Annotated in this window: 26 protein-coding genes; 8 read left to right on the top strand and 18 right to left on the bottom strand. The window is 66.6% G+C overall.

Annotation, left to right across the window (positions count from 1 at the left end):
- Positions 1 to 83: 83 nt before the first annotated feature.
- From G3W89_RS08230 to G3W89_RS08295, 14 genes are read right to left on the bottom strand one after another with little or no spacing between them, the layout of a single operon-like run.
- Positions 84 to 425, bottom strand: a complete 342-nt coding sequence (locus tag G3W89_RS08230) for an oxidase (protein WP_162573616.1) — start codon at positions 423 to 425, stop codon at positions 84 to 86.
- Positions 422 to 1,069, bottom strand: a complete 648-nt coding sequence (locus tag G3W89_RS08235; RefSeq protein ID WP_162573617.1) for a cytochrome c oxidase subunit 3 — start codon at positions 1,067 to 1,069, stop codon at positions 422 to 424. Before G3W89_RS08235 ends, G3W89_RS08230 begins: the two co-directional genes overlap by 4 nt.
- Positions 1,066 to 2,658 carry a cytochrome c oxidase subunit I gene (ctaD, locus tag G3W89_RS08240; protein WP_162573618.1) on the bottom strand — a complete coding sequence of 531 codons (1,593 nt, stop codon included), beginning with the start codon at positions 2,656 to 2,658 and terminating at the stop codon, positions 1,066 to 1,068. Before ctaD ends, G3W89_RS08235 begins: the two co-directional genes overlap by 4 nt.
- Positions 2,655 to 3,608 carry a cytochrome c oxidase subunit II gene (gene coxB, locus G3W89_RS08245; RefSeq protein ID WP_174258244.1) on the bottom strand — a complete coding sequence of 318 codons (954 nt, stop codon included), beginning with the start codon at positions 3,606 to 3,608 and terminating at the stop codon, positions 2,655 to 2,657. Before coxB ends, ctaD begins: the two co-directional genes overlap by 4 nt.
- A complete protein-coding gene (locus G3W89_RS08250) occupies positions 3,605 to 4,417 on the bottom strand; it encodes an SCO family protein (protein WP_162573619.1) in 813 nt (270 codons plus the stop codon). Before G3W89_RS08250 ends, coxB begins: the two co-directional genes overlap by 4 nt.
- Positions 4,414 to 4,767, bottom strand: coding sequence for a hypothetical protein (locus G3W89_RS08255; RefSeq protein ID WP_162573620.1), 354 nt, complete (start codon positions 4,765 to 4,767; stop codon positions 4,414 to 4,416). The genes G3W89_RS08250 and G3W89_RS08255 overlap by 4 nt, the downstream gene beginning before the upstream one ends.
- Complete coding sequence (locus G3W89_RS08260; RefSeq protein ID WP_197893538.1) at positions 4,754 to 5,842, bottom strand: hypothetical protein; 1,089 nt, start codon at positions 5,840 to 5,842, stop codon at positions 4,754 to 4,756. The genes G3W89_RS08255 and G3W89_RS08260 overlap by 14 nt, the downstream gene beginning before the upstream one ends.
- Positions 5,839 to 6,477: a c-type cytochrome gene (locus tag G3W89_RS08265; protein ID WP_162573621.1), complete on the bottom strand. Its 639-nt coding sequence runs from the start codon at positions 6,475 to 6,477 to the stop codon at positions 5,839 to 5,841. Before G3W89_RS08265 ends, G3W89_RS08260 begins: the two co-directional genes overlap by 4 nt.
- Positions 6,474 to 7,010, bottom strand: coding sequence for a DUF3341 domain-containing protein (locus G3W89_RS08270; protein WP_232076413.1), 537 nt, complete (start codon positions 7,008 to 7,010; stop codon positions 6,474 to 6,476). The genes G3W89_RS08265 and G3W89_RS08270 overlap by 4 nt, the downstream gene beginning before the upstream one ends.
- Positions 7,007 to 8,404, bottom strand: a complete 1,398-nt coding sequence (gene nrfD, locus G3W89_RS08275) for an NrfD/PsrC family molybdoenzyme membrane anchor subunit (protein ID WP_162573622.1) — start codon at positions 8,402 to 8,404, stop codon at positions 7,007 to 7,009. The genes G3W89_RS08270 and nrfD overlap by 4 nt, the downstream gene beginning before the upstream one ends.
- Positions 8,401 to 11,214 (bottom strand): 4Fe-4S dicluster domain-containing protein, encoded by a 2,814-nt coding sequence (locus tag G3W89_RS08280; RefSeq protein ID WP_232076415.1) that lies wholly within the window; start codon positions 11,212 to 11,214, stop codon positions 8,401 to 8,403. The genes nrfD and G3W89_RS08280 overlap by 4 nt, the downstream gene beginning before the upstream one ends.
- 5 nt (positions 11,215 to 11,219) lie before the next feature.
- Positions 11,220 to 11,873: a cytochrome c3 family protein gene (locus G3W89_RS08285; RefSeq protein ID WP_162573624.1), complete on the bottom strand. Its 654-nt coding sequence runs from the start codon at positions 11,871 to 11,873 to the stop codon at positions 11,220 to 11,222.
- A complete protein-coding gene (locus G3W89_RS08290) occupies positions 11,870 to 12,769 on the bottom strand; it encodes a cation diffusion facilitator family transporter (RefSeq protein WP_162573625.1) in 900 nt (299 codons plus the stop codon). The genes G3W89_RS08285 and G3W89_RS08290 overlap by 4 nt, the downstream gene beginning before the upstream one ends.
- A gap of 4 nt (positions 12,770 to 12,773) precedes the next feature.
- Positions 12,774 to 13,016 (bottom strand): hypothetical protein, encoded by a 243-nt coding sequence (locus G3W89_RS08295; protein ID WP_162572175.1) that lies wholly within the window; start codon positions 13,014 to 13,016, stop codon positions 12,774 to 12,776.
- 398 nt (positions 13,017 to 13,414) lie between these two features.
- Here G3W89_RS08295 and G3W89_RS08300 point away from each other — a divergent pair, with 398 nt between their 5' ends.
- The 4 genes from G3W89_RS08300 to G3W89_RS08315 all read left to right on the top strand — a co-directional run bounded on the left by G3W89_RS08300 (position 13,415) and on the right by G3W89_RS08315 (position 17,624).
- Entirely contained in the window at positions 13,415 to 14,401 is a 987-nt protein-coding gene (locus G3W89_RS08300; RefSeq protein ID WP_162573626.1) for a TRAP transporter substrate-binding protein, read from the top strand.
- Positions 14,402 to 14,433: 32 nt separating this feature from the next.
- Positions 14,434 to 14,970, top strand: coding sequence for a TRAP transporter small permease (locus tag G3W89_RS08305; protein ID WP_162573627.1), 537 nt, complete (start codon positions 14,434 to 14,436; stop codon positions 14,968 to 14,970).
- Positions 14,967 to 16,244, top strand: coding sequence for a TRAP transporter large permease (locus G3W89_RS08310; RefSeq protein ID WP_162573628.1), 1,278 nt, complete (start codon positions 14,967 to 14,969; stop codon positions 16,242 to 16,244). The genes G3W89_RS08305 and G3W89_RS08310 overlap by 4 nt, the downstream gene beginning before the upstream one ends.
- 132 nt (positions 16,245 to 16,376) lie before the next feature.
- Positions 16,377 to 17,624, top strand: a complete 1,248-nt coding sequence (locus tag G3W89_RS08315) for a cation:proton antiporter (protein WP_162573629.1) — start codon at positions 16,377 to 16,379, stop codon at positions 17,622 to 17,624.
- Positions 17,625 to 17,694: 70 nt separating this feature from the next.
- Here G3W89_RS08315 and G3W89_RS08320 read toward each other — a convergent pair whose 3' ends face one another.
- The 3 genes from G3W89_RS08320 to acuR are packed head-to-tail and all read right to left on the bottom strand — an operon-like array spanning position 17,695 to position 21,017.
- Complete coding sequence (locus G3W89_RS08320; protein ID WP_162573630.1) at positions 17,695 to 19,329, bottom strand: thiamine pyrophosphate-dependent enzyme; 1,635 nt, start codon at positions 19,327 to 19,329, stop codon at positions 17,695 to 17,697.
- Positions 19,330 to 19,343: 14 nt separating this feature from the next.
- Entirely contained in the window at positions 19,344 to 20,327 is a 984-nt protein-coding gene (acuI, locus tag G3W89_RS08325; protein ID WP_162573631.1) for an acrylyl-CoA reductase (NADPH), read from the bottom strand.
- 24 nt (positions 20,328 to 20,351) lie between these two features.
- Positions 20,352 to 21,017 (bottom strand): acrylate utilization transcriptional regulator AcuR, encoded by a 666-nt coding sequence (gene acuR, locus G3W89_RS08330; protein WP_162573632.1) that lies wholly within the window; start codon positions 21,015 to 21,017, stop codon positions 20,352 to 20,354.
- A 202-nt stretch (positions 21,018 to 21,219) separates the two neighbouring features.
- Here acuR and G3W89_RS08335 point away from each other — a divergent pair, with 202 nt between their 5' ends.
- Genes G3W89_RS08335 through G3W89_RS08350 form a run of 4 tightly spaced genes read left to right on the top strand, consistent with a single transcriptional unit; the run spans position 21,220 to position 24,772 of the window.
- Positions 21,220 to 22,203 (top strand): Bug family tripartite tricarboxylate transporter substrate binding protein, encoded by a 984-nt coding sequence (locus tag G3W89_RS08335; protein ID WP_162573633.1) that lies wholly within the window; start codon positions 21,220 to 21,222, stop codon positions 22,201 to 22,203.
- 24 nt (positions 22,204 to 22,227) lie between these two features.
- Positions 22,228 to 23,430: an acyl-CoA dehydrogenase family protein gene (locus G3W89_RS08340; protein ID WP_162573634.1), complete on the top strand. Its 1,203-nt coding sequence runs from the start codon at positions 22,228 to 22,230 to the stop codon at positions 23,428 to 23,430.
- Complete coding sequence (locus G3W89_RS08345) at positions 23,427 to 24,089, top strand: 3-oxoacid CoA-transferase subunit A (protein WP_162573635.1); 663 nt, start codon at positions 23,427 to 23,429, stop codon at positions 24,087 to 24,089. Before G3W89_RS08340 ends, G3W89_RS08345 begins: the two co-directional genes overlap by 4 nt.
- Entirely contained in the window at positions 24,086 to 24,772 is a 687-nt protein-coding gene (locus G3W89_RS08350; RefSeq protein ID WP_162573636.1) for a 3-oxoacid CoA-transferase subunit B, read from the top strand. Before G3W89_RS08345 ends, G3W89_RS08350 begins: the two co-directional genes overlap by 4 nt.
- Positions 24,773 to 24,823: 51 nt before the next feature.
- Here the strand turns inward: G3W89_RS08350 and G3W89_RS08355 are convergent, their stop codons facing one another.
- Entirely contained in the window at positions 24,824 to 25,375 is a 552-nt protein-coding gene (locus G3W89_RS08355; RefSeq protein WP_332107435.1) for a helix-turn-helix domain-containing protein, read from the bottom strand.
- Positions 25,376 to 25,509 lie beyond the last annotated feature (134 nt).

Here is a 25,509-nt window from a genome sequence, read left to right on the forward strand (position 1 = left end):
CGAAGCCCCATCGGCATGGCCCACGGCGACCAGATGCACCACGACATGCAGCGGACGCGCGAGAGTGCCGGCGTCTCATGGGCTCACCTGTGGGATGCGGGCGCTTCGAGCTGCCCCGGTGCCTGGTAGGCGGCCGGCTCGTCGGGCCGGGTCGCGTAGTCCACGCCGCTCAAGGCGGCCAGCAGCAGCAAGGTGCAAAGCGCGGTGGCTGCGACGATGCGCACCGTCACGCCGGCGCTCGCCAGGCCCATGAACAGCAGCACCACGATCGCCGACTTGAGCAGCGCGATCGCAAGCGCCGCGATGGGGTTGCCGACGCCCAGCGACAGGTATGCACTGCCGAGACTGGCGAACATGAGCGCCAGGAGCGCCAGCCATGCCAGCAGCAGCTTGAGTGCATGCCGCCTGAATTGCGTGTCGTTCATGAGTGCCGCTCCACCAGATAGAGAATCGGGTACAAGAAAATCCACACCACGTCGACGAAGTGCCAGTACAGCGCCATCGCGTCCACGTGGCGGGCTGCGGCCCACGGCCGACCTCGTGCGCTGCCCCAGGCCAATGCGGCGATGCCCGCGATGCCGATGACCAGGTGAACCGCATGCAGGCCGGTGGTGAGGAAATACAGCATGAAGAACAGCTGGGCGCCGGCCACTTGCAGGTGGAAGCGCGCACCGGGAAACAGCCCCTCCTGCCCTTCGTGGCGGTACTCGATGCCCTTGATCAGCAGGAAGGCCGCGCCGAGGCCGGCGGTGGCCCAGAGCAGGCGCGCCGTCAAGCGCCGGTGCGCCTGGTTGTCGGCGCAGGCGACGGCCAGCGCGACTGCCGCGCTGCTGGTCAGCAGCAGGCCGGTGTTGAGGGTTCCGAGCAGCACGTCGGTGTGGCGACTGGCGGCGCCGAAGCCTTGCGGCCAGTGCGTGCGGCCGTACAGGTACGCGACGAACAGCACGCCGAAGAACAGCAGTTCGGTCGCAAGAAAAACCCACATGCCCAGCACGCCGATCTCGCGTGGCGGTGCCGCTTCCCGCTCTGCTTCGTGCGGGTGTTGTGCGGGCCAGGCACCGATGCTCATGTGGGCCTCACCGGAGCGTTCGGGTCATAGCCGTAGACCGTCTCCGGCGGCGGCGGCGGATGCTCGAAGTTGTGCGTGGGGGGTGGCGAAGATGTCTGCCATTCCAGCCCCGTGGCATCGAACGGGTTGCTTCCGGCGGGGCGGCCGGCGCGCAACGACCAGGCGAGATAGACCAGCGGCAGCAGGTAGCCCAGCGCCAGCACCACCGCCCCGGCTGATGACAAGAGGTGCAGCACCTGGAACTCGGGTGGATACGCGTGATAGCGGCGCGGCATCCCCTGCACGCCGAGGATGTACTGCGGAAAGAACGTGAAGTTGAAGCCCAGGAAGATCAGGACTGCGGCGATCCGGGCCCAGGTATCCGAATACATGCGCCCCGTCGCCTTGGGCCACCAGAAGTGCAGGGCGCCGAAGTAGGCCATCACCGAGCCGCCGACCATGATGTAGTGGAAATGGGAAACCACGAAGTACGTGTCGGTCAGGTGCACGTCCAGCGACAGTGAGGCCAGGAACAGGCCTGTGAGGCCGCCGATGGTGAACAGGCCGACGAAGCCCAGCGCGTAGAGCATGGGCGCGTCGAATCTGATCGAGCCCTTGTACAGCGTCGCGGTCCAGTTGAAGACCTTGATCGCCGACGGGATCGCCACCAGGAAGCTGAGCAGCGAGAACACCATGCTGGCCGCAAGCGACTGGCCGCTGACGAACATGTGGTGGCCCCACACCAGGAAGCCGATGGTCGCAATGCCCAGGATCGCATAGGCCATGAAGCGATAGCCGAAGATCCGCTGGCGCGCGAAGCACGGGATGATTTCGCTCACCACGCCCATGGCCGGCAGGATCATGATGTACACCGCCGGGTGCGAATAGAACCAGAACAGGTGCTGGAACAGCAGCGGATCGCCACCGTGTGCAGGGTCGAACACACCGATCTGCCATATCCGCTCGGCCACCACCAGCAAGGCGGTGATGGCGAGGACCGGCGTCGCCAGCACCAGGATGATGCTGGTGGCGTAATTGGCCCACACGAACAGAGGCAGCTTGAACCACCCCATGCCGGGCGTGCGCTGGGTGTGGACCGTGACGATGAGGTTCAACCCGGTCAGGATCGACGAGAAGCCGGTCACGAACACGCCCATCAGCGTCACCGCGACCCACGTGTTGGAGAACATCGTGGAGTAGGGCGTGTAGAAGGTCCAGCCGGTGTCCACGCCGCCCAGGAACAGCGACGCGAGGATGATGAGGCCGCCGGCGATATAGACGTACCAGCTGAGAAGGTTGAGCCGGGGGAAGGCCAGGTCGCGCGCGCCGATCATCAGCGGGACGAGGAAGTTGCCGAACACCGACGGGATCGACGGAATCAGGAACAGCCACACCATGATCACGCCATGCGCGGTGAACAGCTTGTTGTAGGTGTCGTGCGAAACCAGGTCGCCGGCGGGTGTGGCGAGCTCGAGCCGGATCAGCGTCGCCGCCGCCCCGCCGACGAAGAAGAAGGCGGTGATGGCGATCGCATAGAGGATCGCGATGCGCTTGTGGTCGGTCGTGGCCAGCCACGAGCGCAGGGTCATGCCGTCTTCGAGATAGCTCATGGCACGTCTGCCGACCGCAGGAACGCGATCAGCGCCTGGATATCTTCTTCGCTCACCTGGCCGGCGAACGAGGGCATCACGGGGGCGAAGCCCGCGACCACGTCCTTCCTGGGCAGCAGGATGGAATCGCGCACATAGTTCTCGTCGGCCGTCAGGCTGCGGCCATCCTGCAGGTGCACGGTGCGCCCGAGCAGGCCGCGCAGCGACGGGGCGTGCACGGTGGAGCCCGCTGCGTGGCAGCCGCTGCAACCCAGTTCGCGAAAACGCGCGAAGCCATACTGCGCGAGGCTGGGTTCCTCGGTCCCGCTGCCCAGCCATTGCGCGTAGTCGGCCGGCTGCATCACCACGATGCGGCCTGTCATCTGCGAATGCTCGGAGCCGCAGTACTCGGCGCAGAACAGGTGGAATTCGCCCAGCTGCGTTGCCGTGAACCAGAGGCCGGTATAGCGTCCGGGCACGACATCCTGCTTGAGGCGAAAGGCCGGGACATAGAAGCTGTGGATCGCGTCCTGCGAGGTCATGAGAAGCCGCACCGGCTGGCCCAGCGGCACATGCAGCTCGTTGATCTCGCGGCGGCCGTTGCGGTGCTGCAGCTTCCACATCCATTGCTTGGCGACCACGTAGACGGGCAAGGCATCGGCCGGCGTGCGATACAGGCGCGAGAAGTCGTGCGCGGCCCAGGTGAACAGGGCGAGGAACAACAGCAGCGGGACGAGGGTCCAGGCCAGCTCCAGGCCGCGCCGTCCCCCCACCGTGCCGCGAACGACGTCGGCGCCGTGCCGATAGCGCACCGCGAAGACGAGGATCGCGATGCACACGCCCGCAGCGATCACGCCGCAGAGGATCAGCATCGCCGTGAACAGCAGGTCGGTGCGCTCGGCAACGGTCGAAGCACTTTGCGCGAGCAGGCGGAAGTTGGAGGCCAGGCGTGCGTCGGTGTCGCCGTTCATTGCCGTGTCTCCGTTCTGCGCCGGCGCCAGCACCAGGCGGCCAGTGCGGCCACCATCAGCAGGCCCAGCACGCGCGTCGCATTCATCACGGCGGTGCTGTGCGCGCCCACGCGGGGATCGAAGTGGGCGCACAGCAAGGCGATGCCTTGGCTGAGGATGCCGATGCGTTCGCCTTTCGCTTCGGCCAGCGCCACGCGCAGCTCGGCAGCGTCGAACTGCATGCCCGTCAAGTAGCGCGAGATCTTGCCCCGCGTCGTGGCGACCATCACCGCCGCAGGATGCGCAAAGCGGGCATCCGTGCCCGGTGTTTGCGTGTAGCCGAAACCGATGTCGCGCGCCAGGCGCTGCAATCGAGCGGGTGTCGCCACGAGCAAGTGCAGGTCCAGCGTGCCGGCCGGCGTGGGCGCGTCCATCAGGAACTCGGCATACGCGATGTCCTGTTCTCGCCGCTGCCGCGCCGTTTCCGGCGTGTCTTCCGGATCGATGCTGACGCCCACGATCCGCCAGCCATGCCGTGAAAGGCCGCTGTCGCGCAATCCCTCCAGCAGGCGGTGCATCAGCAACCCGCACAGCTGCGGACAACGGTAGTAGCCCAGCACCAGCAGCACCGGGCGGCCGTCCTCGAAATAGTCGCCCAGCCGCACCGGCCTGCCCTGCTCGTCCCACAGGTCCATCTGCAACGGCAGCTGGGCACCGGGCTTCTGCTCCAGGGCCGCGGCCGGTGGCGCAGGAATGGCCAGCGGTTGCGCCGAGGCGGCGAACCACGCCATGGCCATCAGGGCGGCGCAGAGCAGTCGCGGCGGCCTCATCGCTGCTCCCGCGTTTCGCTGGGCATGGGCTGGGGGGCCGGGTCCGCCAGGATGTCGATGGCACTGTCGATCGGGATGCGCACGATGCCGCGTGACGCATCGACCCAGCCGCTGGTTTCCAGCAGTTTGCGTTTCTCGGCACGGTATCGGGCCAGGTCCAGTTGCGGCGCGCTCTGCAGCGTGGCCCCGCCGATCGACACGTCATAGCTCAGCCGGGCCCGTTCGGCATCGAACGGCAGGTCCCAGTGGCGCAGCAGCAGGAACACCGCGGCGACGACGGCGAGAACCGTCAGCGCGATGGCGGCGCCGGTCCAGGCGATCGGGCGGGCGCTGACTTCAGGGGCCGGCATGCTCCATCCTTGGTGAGTCGGCTTCGGGAGCGCCGCGGCGCAAGCGTTCCGGCATGCCCGCGAACAGCAGCAGGCTCATGCCCGCGAACGCGAGGGGTGCCAGCCACCAGCCGTGCAGGCTGTGGGCATCGACCGAAGGCAGCACGGTCCACGCTGCATCGAGCGCCGAAGCGGCGAGCATCAACGCGGCAACGCCGGCCAGCCGCCGCGGCCGGTCCTTGATGGAACGGAACAGCAGCACCAGGAACGGCAGCACCAGTTGCAGCAGCACGAGCGCCACGGCAACGCAGACCCAGCCGGTCTGCAGTCTCGGCACATACCAGGCGATCTCCCGCGGCAGGTTCTCGGCCCAGATGATGAGGAACTGCATGAAGGCCACATAGGCCCAGGTCATGACCCACATCAGCAGCAGATTGCCCAGGTCGCGCCAGAGCGGGACGCCGGCCGCGGCACGCGATGGCCATCGACCGGGCGCGCCCAGTGCCGTCAGCAGCACCGCCAGGGCGGCACCGGACAACGCCTGCGCGGTCAACGCAATCAATCCGAATGCCGTGCTGTACCAGCGCGGCTGCAGCGACATCAGCAGATCCACCGCTGCGAGCGAAGTCACCAGTGCATAGGCCACCAGGGCGGCGGCCGCACGACCCTTGCTCGCCAGCGAGCCCGCACGCGCCAAACACCACCACACCAGCGCGTAGACGACGAGCCGAGCCAGAAAGAAAGGCGCCGAGAGCCAGGCCTTCAGGAATGCCGGCCTCGAGATTTCATCGAGCCAGGCACCCCGGGGATCGGCCGCCCAGGGATAGAGCACGGCCAGGCCGGCGGCCACCGGCACCAGCCCCAGCAGCAGCCAAGGCATGCGCCGGGCCAGCAGCACTGCGGCGGCGCGAATCGGATGGCCCCATGCGCCCCCGGTCAAGGCATGCATCCAGGCATTGATGAAACAGCCCAGCACCAGTCCGAGACACCACCACCAGGCCGCCAGCCAGGACGCAAGGAACATCCGCGGCTCGATCCAGAGGCCGGCCAGCGACAGCGCCAGCAGGACCGCGCCGGCCATCTCGAGCCGGCTCATCGCGCTGCTCCTGCCGAACCCGAAGCGGGGACCGCCGGCGAGGCCGGCAGGCTCTCGCGCAAGGCGGGCGGCAACGCGGAGAGCTGCACATGCTGGCTCAGTTGCAGCGCGCGGATATACGCCACGATCGCCCAGCGGTCCTCGGGAGTGATGCGGTCCGCATACGAGTACATGATGCCGTGCCCGTGCGTCATCACATCGAAGAAATGGCGGTCCGGCGCTTCCCGAAGACGCTGCTGATGGTACGTGGGCGGGCGCGGGAAGCCGCGCCGCACCACCGGCCCGTCGCCGTCTCCGACCGGGCTATGACAAGGCATGCAGAAGATCTCGTAGCGCTCCCGCCCGTGCAACAGCAGCGCGCGGGTGATGGGCGCAGGGGAGCCGGCGGCATCGGCGGCCTGCCATTGCGCGGGCACTTCGCGGCCGCGGCGGCCGCTGCTGGTCGCAGCCAGCTGGCCGGCCGCCGCTGGCACGCTGCCGGGCGCCGGAGGCCGCGCGGCCTTGCCGTCCGGAAAGAGCGAACTGCCTTCGCCAGGGTCATAGCGCGGCTGCTGGTACATGCCGCGCATCTGGCGCTCGCAGCCGGCCACGCCGCCCAGCAGAACGGCCGCCAGTGCCAGCGCGAAGCACTTCATCCTGGCACCTCCACCCGCCGCAGCGGCTTCAGCGAATCGAGCAGCTCGGCCGCCTCCTGCGCGTCGAACACGGCCTCGTCCCTGCGCAGCAACAGGAAGAAGCGGTTGCGCGAGGCCAGGTCGAAATCGGGTGCGGCGAACACCGGATGCCGCAGCCGCGGCAGGCCGCTGCCCAGCAGCATCGCCAGCACCGCGGCCAGCGCGCCGCCGAGCACCGCCAGCTCGAACGCGACCGGGACGAACATGGGCCAACTGTGCAAGGGCCGCCCGCCTATGTTCAGCGGGTAGTCGATCACTGCCGAATACCATTGCATGAAATAGCCCGCTGCTGCGCCGGCCAGTGCGCCGATGAAGGTGAAGAAGGGCACGCGGCTGCGCTCGAAGCCCAGGGCTTCGGCCAGGCCGTCGATCGGAAACGGCGAATACGCCTCGGCATGGCGGTAGCCCGCTTCGCGCGCGCGCCGGGCGGCGGCGAGCAGCTCGTCGGCGGTGGCGAATTCGGCCATCAGTCCCCAGGGCACGGCTTCGCTCACGTCCCGGCTCCTTTCGAAGCCTCGTTCGCGCTCTCGCGCGCCAGCAGGCGCATCTCGGAAATCGAGATCGCAGGCAGCAGCCGGATGAACACCAGGAACAGCCAGGCGAAGGTGCTGATCGAGCCGAGCAGGAACACCCAGTCCCAGAACGTCGGCACGAACAGGCCCCAGGAAGAGGGGAGGAAGTCCTGGTGCAGGCTTTGCACGACGATCAGCACGCGCTCCATCCACATGCCTGCATTGATCACCAGGCTCAGGCCGAACAGCAACAGCGCATGCCGCCGCGCCCGTCGCCACCACAGGATCTGCGGCGCCAGCACATTGCAGGCGAGCATGGCCCAGTACACCGGGGCGTAGGCACCGGTCCAGCGGTCGATGGTCATCGCAATCTCGTATTCGTCGCCGCTGTAGAACGCGATGAAGGTTTCGCTGGCATAGCCGTATGCCAAGAGCGCCCCGGTAGCCAGCAGCACCTTGGCGGCGTGGTCCAGATGCACGTCGGTGATGAAATCGTGCAGGCCGAAGGCGCGGCGCAGCGGGATCGCCAGCGTGAGCACCATGGCGAAGCCGGAGAACAGTGCACCCGCCACGAAGTAGGGCGGGAAGATGGTGGAGTGATAGCCGGGCGTGTTGCCGATGGCGAAATCCAGCGACACCACCGAGTGCACCGACACCACGAGCGGCGTCGCCAGGCCGGCCAGCAGCAGGTAGGCGGTCTGGTGCCGCGCCCAGTGCCGTGCCTCGCCGCGCCAGCCGAGAGCGAGCAGCCCGAACGTGAGCTGCTTGAAGCGGCTGTGGGCGCGGTCGCGCAGCGTGGCCAGGTCCGGGATCAACCCCAGGTACCAGAACAGGAAGGACACCGCCAGGTAGGTCGCGATCGCGAAGAAGTCCCAGACCAGCGGGCTGCGCCATTGCGGCCACAGGTTCATGCGGTCGGGATAGGGGGTGATCCAGTAGAAGAACCACGGCCGGCCGAGGTGCAGGATGGGAAACAGCCCGGCCATGCCCGCGGCGAACAGCGTCATCGCCTCGGCAAAGCGGTTGATCGAAGTGCGCCAGCGCTGGCGCAACAGCAGCAGCACGGCCGAGATGAAGGTTCCGGCGTGGCCGATGCCGATCCACCACACGCAATTGGCGATGGCGAAGCCCCAGGCCACCGGGATGTTGACGCCCCAGATGCCCACGCCTTCGGTGAACAGGTAGGCCATGGCCGCCAGGAAGGCGACCGTGCCGGCCAACGTGCCGAAGAACCCGAGCAGCCAGGGCCAGCGCACCGGCCGCGTCAGCACCAGGTCGGCGATCTTGTCGCCGATGCTGGCGTAGCCCCAGCCGGCGCCCAGCACCCCGATGTCGCGCGACACGGGCGGCTGCGTGCGAAGGGCAGGGGGCGTCATGGCTCGTCCTTCGGCCGCACCCGCGCCAGGTAAGTCGTGCGCGGCCGGGTGTTGAGATGGCCCAGCAGCGCGTAGTGCCGCGGCGAGCCGCGCAGCCGCACCACTGCGCTCGCGGGATCATTCAGGTCACCGAACTGAATCGCACTGGTCGGGCACACCGACTGGCAGGCGGTCACCACGTCGCCGTCGGCCAGCGCAACGCCGGTGCGCTCGGAATGCTGGCGGGCCCGCGCCACGCGCTGCAGGCAGTAGGTGCATTTCTCCATCACCCCGCGCTGGCGCACCGTGACGTTCGGGTTGCGCTGGCCCTTGAGCGACTCGGTTTCCTCGTCGCTGTACTGGCGGAAGTTGAAGCGCCGTACCTTGTAGGGGCAGTTGTTGGAGCAAAAGCGCGTGCCGATGCAGCGGTTGTAGACCTGCACGTTCAGGCCCTCGCTGTCGTGCACGGTGGCGCCCACCGGGCAAACCAGCTCGCATGGCGCGTTCTCGCAATGCATGCAGGGAACGGGCTGGAAAATGCTGCCTTCCAGCTCGGCGCTGTCGTAGCGGTCCACGCGGATCCAGTGCATCTCGCGGCCGTTGGCCACTTCCTCCTTGCCCACCACCGGGATGTTGTTCTCCGCCTGGCAGGCGATGGTGCAGGCGTTGCAGCCGATGCAGCTGTCCAGGTCGATGGCCATCGCCCAGGCGTGCCCGGGGCTGCGGTGTTCGGGGTAGAGCGTGGGCCGCGGCGCTTCCTGCGCGATCCGTTCGCCGGTGGCGATCGTGCGCGCCGGCTCGCGGTCCGATGGGTCGAGCGTGTGCTGCGTCACGGCGAACGAATGCTGCCGGCCCAGCACCTGCAACTGCACGGCCAGCGTGGTGCCGTCGCTCGGCATCAGGCGATAGGCATCGAAGCCGACGCCGTTGCCGACGCGGCCCGCCTGTGCACGGCCGTAGCCGAGCGGCAGGACCACCGCGTCCTCGGCGTGCGCAGCCAGCACCCAGGCCGGCGCATCGACATGGCGCTGGTCCGCCGTCACGCGTACCAGGTCGCCGGTGCGGATGCCGATGGAGCGGGCCGTGCCGGGGCCGATCAGCAGGGCGTTGTCCCAGGTGAGCTTGGTGAAAGGCCGCGGCAGCTCCTGCAGCCAGCCGTTGTTGGCGAAGCGGCCGTCGTGGGTCGAAGGATCCGGCGCGAACACCGCGACAAGTGCCGGTGCCGGTGGAGAAGGCGGTGCTCGCAGGTCGGGCGGCGCCGCGCTCAGCTTCAGCGGGGCGGGAGCGCTGCCGGGCACCACGCCGCGTCGCAGGCTGTCGCGCCAGAACGCGTCGAAATCCGCGCCGGCCCGACCGCGCCATTGCCGCTGCACCAGCGCATGGCCGTCGCGTTCGGTGTCAGCGGAAATCATCGCCAGCAGTTCGTGCAGGGAGCGGCTGTCGTACAGCGGCGCGATTGCCGGCTGGATCAGGGTTGCGGTGCCGTCGTGCGCCAGCGCGTCGCTCCATTGCTCGTACGTGTGCGACAGGGGCAGGTGCCAGGTGCAGGCCTGCCCCGTTTCGTCGCTGTACAGCCCGCTGTGCACGCTGAAGCGGACCTTGCCCAGGGCGGCGGCGAAGCCAAGCGCGCCGCTCGATTCATAGACCGGATTGGCATCGAGGACCAGGAGCGTGTCGACCGCGCCTGTGTTCATGTCGCGCACCAGTTCAGCCAGTGTCCCGGCCTCGGGCGCGGCGGCAGGTGGCGCGATCAGGTCGATGGTGCGGCCGACGGCGCCGAGCTTCTGATGCAGCGCGTGCACCAGCGCATGACTGGCCGACGAGAGGGAAGGGCCGGGAACGATCAGGGCGCCCGGACCGGCGGCCTGCACGGCCGCGAGCAGCCGCGACTCGAAATCGGCCGTCGCCGGATTCGCACGGACTTCCGCCGCCGGGTCGAGGAGCCGCGTCGCGACGCGCAGCAGCAGCGAATCGATCGCGGTTGGCGCCAGCGCGATGCGCCGGTCGGCCCGCGCGCCGAACAGGCCCGACGTCACCTCCGCCGCAAACGTGGCGCAGGGCTCGTCCTTCCGGCGCCGTGCCGCCCAGTCGGCCGCCTGGCGTACCGCGCCGGGGCCGTCGCTGAACGGGTCGGCGGCGAGCGACACCACGCACTGCGCGTGCTCCAGCTTCAGCACGCATTGCACGGGTCGGCCGAACGCGGCGAGCGCGCCCGCCTGCGCCGCCGTGTCTGCCGGCGGCATGTGCTGGTGCCAGCGCGCCTTGGGAAAGCGCTGGAGCAGCGCGTCCATCTGCCCGCGCAAGGTCGGCGAACTCACCGGCCCGCTCAGGATGCGCAAGCCGTCGCCCTGCCGCGCCTGCAACGGCCCGGCGGCGGCGCGCCATGCCGACTCGAATGCGCTCCAGCTCGAAGCGGCAAGCGGCCCGGTGCGATCCTGCGCGGCGGATGCGCCCAGGCGTTGCATCACGGCCGCCGAACGGTCGGGGTCCCACAGCTGCAGCACCGAGGCCTGCGCGAACACGTCGGTGGCGCCCACGCTGGACGGGTGCAGCGGATTGCCCTCGATCTTGATCGGCCGCCCTTCCTGGGTGCCGATCAGCACGCCCTGCGCATGACCGTCGCGCACCATGGCGCTCGCGTAGTAAAGCGGCTGCCCATCGCCACGCGCCTCGGGCATCTGCACCCAGGGGTGGATGCGTTCGCGCGGCGGCCGGCTGCAGGCACCGCTGGCGAGCGCCAGCGAAGCAGCCATCAACGCCAGCACGCGGCGGCGGTCGAGCGCCGGGGCGGTCGGATGGAAGGTGAGCGGTTCGCCGTGATCGTGTGTCATTGCGCTCATCGGTGGCAGGTCGAGCAGTCGGTCATGCGCCGCCGGTCTTCCAGCTGCATCATGCGGGCCAGGGTTGTCGCGTCTTCGCCGTCCAGGCGCGGCGCGCTCATGTCGAACACCTGCTCGCGCGGGCGCAAGTGCGGCGCCGGATCGCGATGGCAGGCCACGCACCACTGCATCTGCAACGGCTGGGCCCGCCAGGTCAGCGGCATCTGGTCGACCCGGCCATGGCATTCGACGCAGCCGACCCCCTTGGCCAGGTGAACGCTGTGATCGAAGTAGACGAAGTCCGGCAGGTCGTGCACGCGGCGCCAGGCGATCGGTGTTCCGGTGCGCGCGCTTTCACGCAGTGGCTCCAGCACCGCGGCCTGCGTGTACAACTGCGAATGGCACGTCAGGCAGATCTGCGTGGACGGCAAGCCGGCATGACGGCCGGTCTCCACAGCGGTGTGGCAGTAGCGGCAGTCGATGCCGTCGTCGCCGACGTGGTGCTTGTGGCTGAAAGGAATGGGCTGGGCCACCGGTTCGCCCAGTTGCTGGTAGGCGCTCTCGCGCCAGATCCCGAGACCCACCAGCGCCGGGACCAGCATGAACAGCGCGAGGATGACCAGCAGGATGGCCAGTTCGCCGCGCCGGCTGAAGACCTGCTTCGGCCTCATGCGCTGCGTCCCTCGATATAGATGCGGCGGATCTTCGGGAAGCGTTCCCCGATGCTCTTTTCGATGCGCTCTATCGCCGATGCGGTATCGCTCGCCGGCGTTTCGGGTTCGAACACCACATCCAGCGTCATCAGCACTTCGTCGGCGCCGATGTACATCGAGCGCACCGGCCCCGTGTCGCGGACGCCGGCTTCCTCGCGCACGATTGCGCGTATCGCGGCGGCGGTCTCCGGCGCGACGCCTTCGCCGACCAGGAGCCCGCGGGACTCGCTGATCAGCAGCACCGCCACGCCGGCCAGCAGCAGGCCGATCAGGACCGACGCGGCGCCGTCCAGCGCCGGCATTTGCAGGTGGTGACTGAGGAAGATGCCGGCCGCCGCGATGGCCAGGCCGGCCAGCGCGGCCGAGTCTTCCGCGAGCACCGTGTAGTTGGCCGGGTCCTTGCTGGCATGCAGCGCCTTCCAGAACGGCGTGTCGCCGCGCTGCCGCGAGAACTGGCGCCAGGCAATGGTGAAGCTGATGCCTTCGAACACGGCGGCGCAGCCGAGCACGACGTAGTTCCAGAAAGGGTCCTGCAGCGCAGTCGGCTCGCGCATGTGCAGGATGCCCTCGTACATCGACACGCCACCCCCCAGCCCGAAGATCAGCACCGCGACGATCAAGCTCCAGAAGTAGAGCTCCTTGCCGTACCCGAACGGATGTTGCGCCGTGGCCGCGCGTTGGCTGCGGCTCAGGCCGACCAGCAACAAGCCGCCATTGCCGGAGTCCACCAGCGAGTGGACGCCTTCGGACACCATGGCTGAGCTGCCCGTGAAGGCTGCGACCGTGAACTTGGTCGCCGCGATGGCGACGTTGGCGGCGATCGCGCCGTAGACGGCGATCCTGGATTCGGCCATGGTTTCAATCGCTGCTCGCGGTCCGGGCCGCGCTGAGCGCCAGCGCCGCCGTGATGGTCAGCAGCAAACTCGAATCGGCCGCCTGGCTTCCGTCATGGCCGACGTCGCTGCCGATGGCGTTCGTGCCTGCCTCGAAGCCGGGCAGACAACACCAGTCGATCGAGCCGAAGCGCGAAACCAGCGCCAGAGTGCGGCCATCGCCAATGGCGGCGTACTCTTCGATGGAGGGATCGTCCCGTGCTTGCATTTTTGTTTGACGTGACCCAACAAATACTACTGCGGGAGCCGCCTTCCGTGGTGCGATGTGCTGCCGCGCACAGAAGGTGGCGCGGACCAGTCTGGGGAACGGTACGGACGCGCCCGTAGGAATGGCTGTACGTTGCTCGTAAGCCGTTGTGAAGGGGCAGGCAGATGGGGCCAGCTCAGCAATCCCGCTGCTCAGCGCCTCTTCACGGCAGGGAAAGCCCTGGGTGTGTGGAGCAGCAATGGGTATTGCCGTCGCGGTCTCACCCATTCATCATGATGTGATGTATGTACAAAGGCTTGCACGTGCGGAGCTCTTGTACAAGCATCCGAGCCGGGCTGTCGACCCTGCCGGTTCCGGCCGCCTGCGGAACAGCTGTTCGAGAAAGCGAAGGAGACATCATGCTGAAGACTTTTCTTGCGTCGATGGTCATTGCCGCATCGGCCTTCGTCCCGGCGCACGCGCAGCAGCCCATCGTCATCAAGTTCAGCCACGTTGTTGCCGAGAACACCCCCAAGGGACAAGCGGCCCTCAAGTTCAAGGAACTTGCCGAGAAGAAGCTGCCGGGCAAGGTGCAAGTCCAGGTGTTCCCGAGCTCACAGCTCTTCGGTGATGCGAAGGAGTTGGAGGCGCTGCTCCTCGGCGACGTGCAACTGATCGCTCCGTCGCTCTCGAAATTCGACCGATATACGAAGAAGATCCAGGTTTTCGACCTCCCCTTCCTGTTCGACGATGTCGAGGCGGTGGATCGCTTCCAGGCCAGCCCGCAAGGCCAGTCGCTGCTCGCGACCATGAAGGGCAAGGGCCTGCTGGGCCTGGCCTACTGGCACAACGGCATGAAGGAGCTGTCGACCAACAAGGACAAGCTGCAGCGTCCCGAGGACGTGAAGGGGCTGAAGTTCAGGATCCAGTCGTCCGACGTCCTCGAGGCGCAGTTCCGGGCCGTGGGTGCAAACCCGCAGAAGATGGCGTTCAGCGAGGTGTACCAGGCGCTGCAGACCGGCGTGGTGGACGGGCAGGAAAACACCTGGTCCAACATCTACTCGCAGAAGTACCACGAGGTGCAGAAGACGATCGCGGCAACCAACCACGGCGTCATCGACTACATGGTCGTCACCAACGCGAAGTGGTGGGAAGGGTTGCCGGCCGATGTCCGCAAGGGACTGTCGGAGGCGATGGCCGAGGCGACCAGGTTCGGCAACGATGTGGCCAATGACCTGAACGAGCGCGATCGCAAGCGGATCATCGAAGCCGGAAAGGCGAAGGTCGTCGTGTTGTCCAAGGACGATATCGCCGCATGGCGCAAGGCAATGGAGCCAGTCTGGAAGAAGTTCGAGGGCGAGATCGGCAAGGAGCTGATTCAGGCAGCGCAGAAGTCCAACCTGTAGCCGCGCCCACCGCCCTCAAGGCCGTTTCAACGATGGCGTGGCTCGAGAAGCTGGAGGAGGGCCTGATCGCCCTGCTCCTGGCGTCGATGACGGCGATCACCTTTGGGCAGGTGGTCGCACGGTATCTCTTCAACTACAGCTTCGTCTGGGCACTCGAGCTCACGACGGTGCTGTTCGCCTGGCTGATCTTCCTGGGCATGTCCTATGGCGTCCGCGTTGGCGCGCACATCGGCGTCGATGCCGCGGTCAAGTTGCTCGGCCCGCGCGCCGCGCGAGCGGTCGCCTGTGTCGCCGCCGTGCTCTGTCTGCTCTATGCGGTCATCTTCGTCGTCGGTGGCGCTATCTACCTGCAGAAGATGTACTCGATCGGCATCGAGATGCAGGACATCCCACTTCCTCAGTGGGTGCCACGGCTGGTGTTGCCCTTCGGGTTCTCGCTCCTGGCCTTGCGCTTCTGCCAGGCGTTGTACCGCGCGATCCGGGGCAGGGATGTGCGCCTGATCGGCGACGAAGCCGAGGATGCGCTGAAGCTGCGAGCGGATGCGCCGACGCGCTCGGAACAGGAATGACCACCGCCTCCCTCTTCGCCATGCTGTTCGTGTTCATGGCGCTCGGCATGCCGGTGGCGGTGGCGCTGGGACTGTCATCCGCACTGACGATTCTCTTGTTCGGTCAGGATTCGATTGCGTCCTTGTCGCTGAAACTGTTCGAGACTTCCGAGCACTACACCTTGCTGGCGATCCCTTTCTTCCTGCTGTCCGGCGCCTTCATGACGACCGGAGGTGTGGCGAAGCGCATGATCGTCTTCGCGAACGCCTGCATCGGCCATCTGCGCGGTGGACTGGCGATGGCCTCGGTCTTGGCCTGCATGCTGTTCGCCGCTGTGTCCGGTTCGTCGCCGGCCACCGTGGTCGCGGTGGGCTCGATCGTGATCGCGGGCATGGTCAAGGCCGGCTACTCGCAACCCTTCGCTGCCGGCGTGATCTGCAACGCCGGCACGCTGGGAATCCTCATTCCGCCCTCCATCGTCATGGTCGTCTATGGCGCGGCGACCGAAACGTCGGTTGGAAAACTCTTCATGGCCGGCGTGATTCCCGGCCTCGTGCTGGGCCTGATGCTGATGGGGGCCATTTATGTCCGCGCCCGGATGATCAACCTGCCGCGTCAGCCGCGCGCCAGCTGGCGCGAGGTACTCGCCGCGGGTCGCAAGTCGCTTTGGGGGCTCATGCTGCTGGTCATCATTCTGGGCGGCATCTATGGCGGCGTGTTCACGCCGACCGAAGCCGCTGCTGCGGCGGCGGTGTACTCGTTCGTCGTTGCGGTCTTCGTCTATGGCGACATCGGCCTCAAGGACGTGCCGCGCGTGCTCGTCGATGCGGCAAAGGTCACGGTGATGTTGATGTTCATCGTCGCCAACGCGTTGCTGTTCGCGCATGTGCTGACCACCGAGAGAATTCCGCAGACGATTGCCGGGCAGATCGTCGGCATGGGCCTGGCGCCCTGGCAGTTCCTGATCGTCGTCAATGTGCTGCTGCTGATTGCCGGCGCCTTCATGGAGCCGACCGGCATCATCCTGATCCTGGCGCCGATCCTGTTTCCGATTGCCACCACGCTGGGTATCGATCCGGTGCATCTCGGCATCATCATGGTCGTGAACCTGGAGATAGGCATGGTGACCCCCCCTGTCGGGCTCAACCTGTTCGTCACTTCCGGCATCACCGGCATGTCCGTGATGCAGGTCGTTCGCGCGGCCCTGCCTTGGCTCGTGATCCTGCTGGTCTTCCTGGTCCTCGTTACCTACGTTGCGCCCTTGGCCTTGTTCCTGCCGGGGCTGCTGTTCTGAAGGGGCCGGTCCGCTCCCGTCTCGTTCCCGGTCCGCGCTGGCAGCTCCTGGCGACGCTTTTTCGTGCACCGCCGAAAATGCCATCGACCATCGACCATCGACCATCGACTAACGACCAACGGACCTCCCGGAATGCTCGACATCACGGCCATCTGTCTCGTCACCACTGCGCTCCTTGCCTACCTGAACCATCGCTTCGTCCGGCTGCCGACGACGATCGGCGTGATGGTGATCGCACTGGGCCTGTCGCTGGCGATCGTCCTGCTCGATGTACTGGGGCTCGACTATGGCCTTCGGCAGTACGAGGAATCCTTCGTGCGCTCGATCGACTTCTCGGACGTGCTGATGCGGGGCATGCTGTCCTTGCTGCTCTTCGCGGGCGCGCTCCATGTCGACCTGAGGGAACTGAAGTCCTACCGCTGGCAGGTCGGTGCCCTGGCGCTGGTGGGCACGCTCGCGTCGACGCTGGTCGTGGGCTTCGGCATGTGGTTGGTGCTGCCCTGGATCGGCGTTGCGTTGCCGCTGCTGCATTGCCTCTTGTTCGGCGCTTTGATCTCACCCACCGATCCGATTGCGGTGATGGGCATCCTCAAGTCGGCCGATGCGCCGAAGAACCTGGAACTCGTGGTGGCGGGCGAGTCGCTCTTCAATGACGGCATCGGCGTCGTGCTGTTCGCGCTCGTCCTGGGCATGGTGGCCAGCGGCAACACGCCCACGGCGGGGGCTGCGCTCCAACTGCTGGCGCTCGAGGCCGGCGGCGGGATCGTCTTCGGCCTGGGGCTGGGCTTCGTCACCTACCGTCTGCTCAAGAGCGTGGACCAGTACCAGGTCGAGGTCCTGCTGACGCTGGCAGCAGTGCTCGGCGGCTATGCGCTCGCGACCCATCTCCACATCTCGGGGCCGCTGGCCATGGTGGTCGCAGGCCTGATGATCGGCAACCAGGGGCGGGCGTATGCCATGTCAGACACCACGCAGCGCTACATCGACATGTTCTGGGAGCTGATCGACGAGATCCTGAACGCGGTGCTGTTCGTGCTGATCGGGATGGAAGTGCTCCGGATCGAATTCACCGCGTCCCTGCTCCTTGGCGGTGCGACGGCGATCGTGATGACGCTCCTGGCGCGCTGGCTCACGGTCGGCGTGCCAGTCAGGGCGCTGTGCGGCTTCTTCCGCCTGCCGCCCGGCTCCTGGCGCGTGCTGACCTGGGGCGGCCTGCGCGGGGGGATCTCGGTGGCGCTCGCGCTCTCGCTGTCTTCCGGCGAGGAACGGGAGGCGATCCTGGCCTTCACCTACTGCACCGTGGTTTTCTCCATCCTGGTACAGGGGTTGACGATTGGGCGCGTCATCCGGCGGGCGGTCTCCTCCGGCGCTGGCAACTGAGCGACAAGAGGCGCTCGGCGAGCGAGCGTGCAGTCTCGAAAGATCCTGCGCGCCGCGCTCGATCTCGATCTCACTTGAGGGAACGGTCCACCGAAACGTCGGGATGGCAACAGACTTCGATCACCGCGGGCCCCCTCACGGACATGGCCTGCTCGACCACGCTGGAAGCGTCCTCGGCGTGCTCGATCCTGAAGCCGCGGGCTCCGAATGCGTCGGCGAGCCGGCAGAAATCAGGGTTCGCCAGGTCGGTGCCACTGACCCGGTTCGGAAAGTGGCGCTGCTGGTGTGTGCGGATCGTGCCGTACGAGCCATTGTTGGAAACCACCACCCGAAGATTCAGTCTTCGGTCGACCGCGGTAATCAGCTCGTTGCCGTTCATGAGGAAGCCTCCATCGCCGACAAATGCGATGACCTCCCGCCCCGGGTGGCGAAGTCCGGCCGCCACGGCAGACGGCACACCCGTGCCCATCGCGCCGCAAGCGGATCCCAGCAGGCGGTTCTCCGGCGTCATCTTGAAGATGCGATGGACCCAGGAAGCGAAGTTTCCGGAGTCCGTCGTCAGGATGGCGTCACGCTTGGCCAGGCGGCTCAACGCCGTGACCGCATGCCCCATTACATCGTCGGCGGCCAGGTGGTCGGGCTGCCAGCCGCTCGAGCGATTCGCCGCTTCGGCGACACGATGCATCCAGGTCGCCGACGTCGCGGCCGGCTTGCCATGGCGCAGTGCCGCGCGCACGAACGCATGCGAAGAAGAGACGATGGGCAGCTCCGTCTGGAAATGCCTGCCGATCATCCCGGCGTCGGGATACACATGGACCAGCCGCTGAGGCTGCGGATCCTGCCGGGGAAAGGCGAAGCCGAGAGACGACACGTCGCCCAGCCGGCTGCCGATGGCGATCAGCAGGTCCGCTTCGCTGAAGAGCGCCGCGTGGGCCGGTGACGCGAAGAAGCCCAGCTGGCCGATCCAATGAGGATCCAGGTTGGAGAACTGATCCTGGTTCTTGTTGGTCAGCGCCACCGGCACGTCCCAGAGACCGACCAGCTCCTGCAGGTCCCGGCGGAACTCGGGCGTGCGGCATTCGCCCCCCACCAGGACGATAGGTCGGCGCGCACTGGCGAGCAGCTCATGAACGCGTCCGGCCTCTTCCAGGCTGGCGGCGGGAACGGCAAGACCGTGCACCCGCACGGGCTGTTTCTCCATCACCTCCGTCAGGATGTCCTCCGGCATCTCGACGGCCACCGGACCTGGCGTGCCCGACGAGGCAGCGACAAAGGCCCGGCCCATGATCTCGCCCACCGACCCGGCCCGATCGATGCGGGCGGACCACTTGAGCAACCCGGAGAACGCCTTGGAAGTGTCGATCTCCTGCACGGCGCCCCTGCCCAGATTCGGACGATCCACCTGCCCGATCAGGAGGATGAGAGGGATCGCTTCTTCGGACGCCACATGCACGCCGATCGCGGCGTTGAACGCACCTGGGCCACGGCTCGCCATGACGATCCCGGGTCGGCCGGTCAGCTTGGCGTCGGCGATCGCAGCCAGTGCTGCCGAACCTTCGTGGCGGCAGGTGACCAGATCGAAGTCACGCCGCTCGTGCAGCGCGTCCAGGAGCGCCAGGAAGCTCTCGCCGGGAACGCTGAAACCACGGTCCACGCCGTGCGCCACCAGGCAATCGACAACGGCGTCGGCAACTCGATACCCCATTGCGGTCGTCCTGGCTAGGCGTTGGGATTGACGATCAATCGGCCGCGGACTTCTCCACGCATCAGCCGCCCTGCAGCATGGATGGCCTGGCCCAACGAGATCTCGTCGGCGATGTCTTCGAGGATCGGGCCACCCAGGTCCTGGGCCAGGCGATCCCATGCGGCCAGTCGATCGGCCTTTGGACGCATCACGCTGTCGACGCCGAGCAGGCTCACGCCACGCAGGATGAAGGGCGCGACCGAAGCCGGAAGATCGAGTCCCTGCGCCATGCCGCATGCCGCCACCGCCCCGCCGTAGCGGATCTGCGCGCATACATTTGCCAAGGTGTGGCTGCCCACCGCGTCCACGGCCGCACGCCAGCGCTCCTTTTGCAATGGCTTGCCGGGCTCGCCCAGCTCCTTGCGGTCGATCACCTCGGCCGCTCCGAGGCGGCGCAGGTAGTCCGATTCCTGGGACCGGCCGGTCGAGGCCACGACGTGGTGACCGAGGCCGGCCAGGAGCGCGACGGCGAAGCTGCCCACGCCGCCATTGGCCCCGGTGACCAGCACCGGCCCCTGCCCGGGTTTCAGGCCATGCCGTTCGAGCGACATCACGCAGAGCATGGCGGTGTAACCGGCCGTCCCGATGGCCATGGCTTCTTTCGAACTGAAGCGTTGCGGCAGCGGGATGAGCCAGTCGCCCTTCACGCGTGCGCGCTGGGCCAGTCCGCCCCAGTGGGTCTCGCCCACGCCCCAGCCATTGAGAACCACCCGGTCGCCAGACTTGAATTCGGGATGCTCGCTCTGCTCGACGACACCCGCGAAATCGATGCCCGGCACCATCGGAAAGCTTCGCACGACCGGACCCTTGCCGGTGATGGCCAGGCCATCCTTGTAGTTGAGGGTGCTGTACTCGACCCGGATCGTGACGTCACCCGCAGGAAGACGGCCCTCATCCAACTCGCTCACCGACGCGCGATAGCCCTCGGCGTCCTTCTCGATAACGATGCCTTTGAACATGCTCTCTGGTTCCATGTGAAGTTGCTAACGGTCCGGCCCGTGCGTGGGGAGCGCCCTGGGTTCCGCGCCAAGGCCGGCAAGAAATGCGGAGATGAAAGTGGCCAGGGGGCGGTCGCTCTGAACCAGCCTGGCGCGGAGGACCGCGCCTTCCCAGGCGATCCAGAAGAACTCGGCCATCTGCTGCGTGTCCAGCGCGGCCGGGATGCTTCCCTCCGCCTGGGCCGCCTCGAGGCAATGCGCGACGCGCGCCTGCCAACCCAGAAGAATGCCGTCGAGGCGCTCGCGGAATCCGGACGGCAGCGCGCCCAGTTCCTGGCCCAGATTGCCCACGAGGCACCCGCGCGTGAAGCTGTGCTTGCGCATGCCCCTCGAAGCGTCTGCGATGAAATCCGCAAGGCGGTCCAGCGGCGCCCGCGTTTCGTCCAGCAACCACTTGTCCAGCTTGCGCTTGAAGTAGTCGTCATAGGCATCCATGACGGCGGCGCCGAACGCGTCCTTGCTCTCGAAGTAGTAATAGAAGGATCCTTTGGGCACCGTCGCCCGCTTCAGCACTGCATCGAGCCCGGTCGCGCTGAAACCCTGTTCGGTGAGCAGTTCCATGCCACACCGGATCAATACGTCTCGCGTAGCCGAATAGGCTGGGGAGGAGCCGCGGCCACGCGACGCGGCGACCTTCTGTTTGCTTGTCATGTCGGCGAGTCTAGACCGATCAACTACAAAACATCAAGCTCTTTTATGTACCTCTATCGTTCGACTTTCATAGAGATAAAGCGCTTGAGTACTGCCTTCCCGCGGAATCCATGGAAAACCCTCATAAGATTCCTTCTTGACACAAAGTGTCCTCAAATTCCATACTTGCCGAACTTGCCCCGACCTCCACGAAGGAAGCCTTATGAGACTCGACACGATCAAAAGATGGCTCGCTGCCATCGGCATCGCCTGCATGGCCAACGCCCCCGCACTGGCCGATGAAGCCTATCCGGCCCAGCCCATCAAGCTCGTGGTGGGCTTTCCTCCCGGCGGCCCCACGGACATCATTGGCCGCGTGATCGCCCAGTCGCTGGGCAAGGAGCTCAAGGGCTCGGTCATCGTCGACAACCGGGGCGGAGCCGGCGGGATCATCGGCGCCGATGCGGTCGCGAAGGCCAAGCCCGATGGGTACACGCTGCTTGTCGCGGTCGAGTCTTCACAGACCCGTGGGCAGGCACTCAACCCCACCCTGCCATACGACCAGGCCAAGGACTTCACTTACATCCGCAACCTTGCCAAACAGCGCAACCTGGTGGTGGTGAATCCGCAGGTCCCCGTCAACAGCATTCAGGAACTCATCGCCTACGCCAAGGCCAACCCCGGCAAGCTGAATTCGGGAGGCACCTTCGGCGCCACCTCGCACATCGGCGGCACTCTGTTCGATTCGTTGAACGGCACCGAGCTGACCTTCGTGAACTACAAGGGCGGCGCGCAGCCCATCAGCGACCTGATCGCCGGCGTGGTGCAGGTGGGCTTCTTCACGGAAGCCACGATCGCGCAGCACGTCAAGGCCGGCAAGATCAAGGCCCTCGCAGTGGCCGCACCGGAGCGCTCGCCGGCATTCCCGAATCTTCCGACCGTTCAGGAGGCCGGCGGCAAGCCCATGGACCTCTCGCCCTGGTTCGGCATTGCCGCACCCGCCGGCACCCCGAGCGCGGTGACCCGCAAGATCGCCGCCGCCCTCGACAAGGTGGTCGCAAGCCCGGAATTTCTCGCTCAGCTGGAGACGCTCGGCGCCGTGCCCATCAAGGATTCGTCGCCAGAAACCTACACCCGGCAGGTGGCGCGCGAGATCGACTTCTGGAACGACTGGGCGAAGACGCTCAAGACGCCGCTGGCGCGCTGAACGCCTGACGAGCACAGTCTGCCCATGGCCTTCTACGATTCATACGATGCCATGCTCTCGCGTGAGGAGCAGGACCTCGTCGCCGTCGCCGGCGACTTCTGCGAGGGTGAGTTCAGCGCCCATTTGCTGGCGTCGCACAACAAGGGCCAGCCCTACGATGCGGCCTGGATCCACAAGTGGGCCCTGGCAGGCTTCCTGGGTCTGCAGGCACCTCGGGAGTTGGGCGGCCATGACGCCTCCTTCCTGTGCAAGATCCGCGTCGCACAGACCATGGCGGAGCATGGCTTCGCGGCTGCCTTCGCAATCAACAACCTCCAGGGAGCGGTGACCCGGGTTGCCCGATCGGGCTCCGATCCCCAACGCGACGCGCTTCTTCAGGGGATGCTCAGCGGCGACATCCTGTGTGCGCCCGCGATGTCCGAGCCCGGCGGTGGCAGCGACCTGGGCGCGTTGACGACATCTGCGCGGCGCGTGGACGGCGGCTGGCTGATCAGCGGCACCAAATCATGGATCACGAATGGCCAGATCATCCGCTGTGCCAACGTCCTGTCGCGCGTCGCCGGCGGCGGGGTAGGGGGCCAGGACATCGCATCCTTCCTCGTTCCGCTGGAGGACAAAGCCACCTTCCGCCGCGAAGAGATCCACATGCCAGGCGCGCGATCGTTCCGCTTGTCGCACCTGATCTTCCAGGATCACTTCGTGCCCGAGTGGAGCCTCTTCAATCAGCCCGGGCAGGCCCTCAAGGCCGCCATGGCGTCGGTCAATGCCGCGCGGGTGCACGTCGCGGCGATGTGTGTCGCATCGACGCGGGCAGCATTGAGAGAGGCCGTCGACCATGCGCAGAGCCGGCATGCGTTCGGCAAGCCACTGATCCGGCATCAGGGCATGGCCTGGGAGCTGGCGGAAGTGTCCCTTCGGCTCGAGGCTGCGAACGCGCTCGTCTGGCGCGCGGCGACGGCCGTGCAGGCTGGCGCACCTGCGCTGACGCTGGCGGCGCAAGCCAAGAAGTTCGCGGTCGATGTCGCACTGTGGGGCATCGACCAATGCCTTCGCGCCATGGGGGCGACCGGCGCCAGTGCGGCACACCGGCTTGCCATGCAGTCCGCTGAAACCCGCTTGGCAGCGTTCGGCGACGGGACCAGCGAGATGCTGCTCGAGCGCATCGGAAAGGAGCTTGCCAAGGAATATGGAATGGCGCCAATCCAGCAAGGAAAGGCTCCGGCATGAGAAACGCAGTGGTCCACGACGCGCATGCCGCGATCGCCGGATTGCGTGACGGTCACACCGTGATGGTGGGCGGCTTCGGCGGCGCAGGCGTGCCGCGCAACATGATCCGGGCCGTGCTGGATCTGGGTGTTCGCGACCTGACCGTCATCTCCAACAACGCCGGCTCGGGCGGCGAGGACCTGACGCTGTGGTTCAGCGCGCGCATCGTTCGCCGGATCGTCTGCTCGTATCCGCGCAGTGCCGACGTGTTTGCCGAGCAGTACCGGGCCGGGTCCGTCGAGCTCGAGCTCGTCCCCCAAGGCACGCTGGTGGAGCGCATTCGCGCCGGCGGTGCAGGCCTGGGAGGATTCCTCACCCCGACCGGCGTCGGCACCGTCTTCGAGAAGGGCAAGCAAAAGATCGTCGTCGACGGATGCGAGTACCTCCTGGAGAAACCCCTGAGCGCCGACTTCTCCCTGCTCAAGGGGCGGCAGGCCGACGTCCTGGGCAACATCAACTACAACAAGACCGCGCGAAACCATTCGGTCGTGATGGCGACGGCCGGAAAGGTGGTGGCGTTCGAGGTCGACGAGATTCGCGAGGCCGGCGAGCTCGATCCGGAAGGGATCGTGACGCCCTGCATCTTCGTGGACCGGGTATTCGTTTCGAGGAAAGCATGAACTCGCTGACAAGAGTCGAACTCGCGCGCCTGGTCGCACACCAGCTTCCCAAGGAGGGGTTCGTCAACCTGGGCATCGGGGCGCCGACCGGCATCGCCGACCATCTCCCCGAAGACTCGAACGTGATGCTCCACAGCGAGAATGGAATTCTCAACGTCGGTCCGAAGCCCGACGAAGGTCACGAAGACTGGGACCTGATCAATGCCGGGAAGATGCCGGTCACGCTGGCGCGCGGAGGTTCCTACTTCGACTCCAGCCTGTCTTTTTCGATGATGCGCGGAGGTCACCTGGACATTGCCGTTCTGGGAGCCTTCCAGGTTTCCCAAGGCGGTGACCTGGCCAACTGGACCACCGGCGATCTCAACGGCGCACCCCCTGCCATCGGCGGAGCCATTGACCTGGCGGTCGGAGCCCGGGAGATCTGGGTGATGATGGAGCACACGACGCGCGATGGGCAGGCACGCCTGGTGGAGCGCTGCACCCTGCCGCTCACGGCCGTGGGCGTGGTGGCCAAGGTGTTCACCAACCTCGCCATCCTCGAAATCTCGGCCGAAGGACTCGTCGTGCAAGCGCTCTTCGAGGACACGTCCATGGACAGCGTTCAACAGCGCACGCAGGCGCCTCTGAAAGCCTCCCCCCATCTCGGTCGCTTCGGCAGAGATGGCGTGTTGATACCAAGTTGAAGCGACCCTGGTGCTTCGCCAAAGCGCGAGACCGCGCTTCTGACCGGGCAACTACTCGGTTGCGGCGATCACCACGAGCGCCGAAGCAGGCTTGTCGGTCATGGCAATCAGCTTGTGCGGAATGGTCGAGTCGAACTGCACGCAATCACCGGGCTTCAAGCGCTCCCTGCGCGCACCGATGTGCATCTCGATATCGCCCGTGAGCACGAACAGGAGTTCCTCTCCCTCGTGATGGCTCATGATGCGCCCGCGACGCTGCGTCTTTCCCGGGTGGACCACGAAAGCGCGCATCACCCGGTCCTTGCGAAGGCCTGCGACCAGCGACAGATGCGTCGTGGCATCTCCCCCCATCGACCCATTGCCTCGGACGATGGTGATGGGGTCTTCGTCGGACTGCTGGCCGAAGAGACGGTCCACCGTCACGCCGAGCGCCTTCGCGATGTTGAGGGCCGACTCGATTGACGGGGTGGAGACGCCACGCTCGACCTTCGACAGGTAGCTGCGCGTGAGCCCGGAATCTCGGGCAAGGTCCTCCAACGTCATTCCGCTCTGGACGCGTAGGTACTTGAGGTGTAGTGCCAAGGCTTTGAACGAGGTCCGCAAGCGATTGATCAGCCGCTGGAGACCTTCCGAAGAGTTGCTGCTGGCCTGGATTCTGTCATGCCCACCCGCACCAGCTGCACGCCCGCTGGCCGCACTGGGACCTCTCTGTCGAAAGTCCGCTTCGCAGGACTTGC

Source organism: Variovorax sp. PBL-H6 (assembly GCF_901827155.1).
GTDB lineage: Bacteria > Pseudomonadota > Gammaproteobacteria > Burkholderiales > Burkholderiaceae_C > Variovorax.

Coding starts and splice junctions, on each gene's coding strand:
- acuR (WP_162573632.1), bottom strand. CDS start 21,017: ATGACAAGCAAACAGAAGGTCGCCGCGTCGCGTGGCCGCGGCTCCTCC.
- G3W89_RS08230 (WP_162573616.1), bottom strand. CDS start 425: ATGAACGACACGCAATTCAGGCGGCATGCACTCAAGCTGCTGCTGGCA.
- G3W89_RS08250 (WP_162573619.1), bottom strand. CDS start 4,417: ATGAGGCCGCCGCGACTGCTCTGCGCCGCCCTGATGGCCATGGCGTGG.
- G3W89_RS08290 (WP_162573625.1), bottom strand. CDS start 12,769: ATGGCCGAATCCAGGATCGCCGTCTACGGCGCGATCGCCGCCAACGTC.
- G3W89_RS08305 (WP_162573627.1), top strand. CDS start 14,434: ATGGCGTGGCTCGAGAAGCTGGAGGAGGGCCTGATCGCCCTGCTCCTG.
- G3W89_RS08340 (WP_162573634.1), top strand. CDS start 22,228: ATGGCCTTCTACGATTCATACGATGCCATGCTCTCGCGTGAGGAGCAG.
- G3W89_RS08280 (WP_232076415.1), bottom strand. CDS start 11,214: ATGACACACGATCACGGCGAACCGCTCACCTTCCATCCGACCGCCCCG.
- acuI (WP_162573631.1), bottom strand. CDS start 20,327: ATGTTCAAAGGCATCGTTATCGAGAAGGACGCCGAGGGCTATCGCGCG.
- G3W89_RS08300 (WP_162573626.1), top strand. CDS start 13,415: ATGCTGAAGACTTTTCTTGCGTCGATGGTCATTGCCGCATCGGCCTTC.
- coxB (WP_174258244.1), bottom strand. CDS start 3,608: ATGAACGGCGACACCGACGCACGCCTGGCCTCCAACTTCCGCCTGCTC.
- G3W89_RS08315 (WP_162573629.1), top strand. CDS start 16,377: ATGCTCGACATCACGGCCATCTGTCTCGTCACCACTGCGCTCCTTGCC.
- G3W89_RS08255 (WP_162573620.1), bottom strand. CDS start 4,767: ATGCCGGCCCCTGAAGTCAGCGCCCGCCCGATCGCCTGGACCGGCGCC.
- G3W89_RS08320 (WP_162573630.1), bottom strand. CDS start 19,329: ATGGGGTATCGAGTTGCCGACGCCGTTGTCGATTGCCTGGTGGCGCAC.
- G3W89_RS08350 (WP_162573636.1), top strand. CDS start 24,086: ATGAACTCGCTGACAAGAGTCGAACTCGCGCGCCTGGTCGCACACCAG.
- nrfD (WP_162573622.1), bottom strand. CDS start 8,404: ATGACGCCCCCTGCCCTTCGCACGCAGCCGCCCGTGTCGCGCGACATC.
- G3W89_RS08260 (WP_197893538.1), bottom strand. CDS start 5,842: ATGAGCCGGCTCGAGATGGCCGGCGCGGTCCTGCTGGCGCTGTCGCTG.
- G3W89_RS08335 (WP_162573633.1), top strand. CDS start 21,220: ATGAGACTCGACACGATCAAAAGATGGCTCGCTGCCATCGGCATCGCC.
- G3W89_RS08310 (WP_162573628.1), top strand. CDS start 14,967: ATGACCACCGCCTCCCTCTTCGCCATGCTGTTCGTGTTCATGGCGCTC.
- G3W89_RS08235 (WP_162573617.1), bottom strand. CDS start 1,069: ATGAGCATCGGTGCCTGGCCCGCACAACACCCGCACGAAGCAGAGCGG.
- G3W89_RS08265 (WP_162573621.1), bottom strand. CDS start 6,477: ATGAAGTGCTTCGCGCTGGCACTGGCGGCCGTTCTGCTGGGCGGCGTG.
- ctaD (WP_162573618.1), bottom strand. CDS start 2,658: ATGAGCTATCTCGAAGACGGCATGACCCTGCGCTCGTGGCTGGCCACG.
- G3W89_RS08295 (WP_162572175.1), bottom strand. CDS start 13,016: ATGCAAGCACGGGACGATCCCTCCATCGAAGAGTACGCCGCCATTGGC.
- G3W89_RS08285 (WP_162573624.1), bottom strand. CDS start 11,873: ATGAGGCCGAAGCAGGTCTTCAGCCGGCGCGGCGAACTGGCCATCCTG.
- G3W89_RS08345 (WP_162573635.1), top strand. CDS start 23,427: ATGAGAAACGCAGTGGTCCACGACGCGCATGCCGCGATCGCCGGATTG.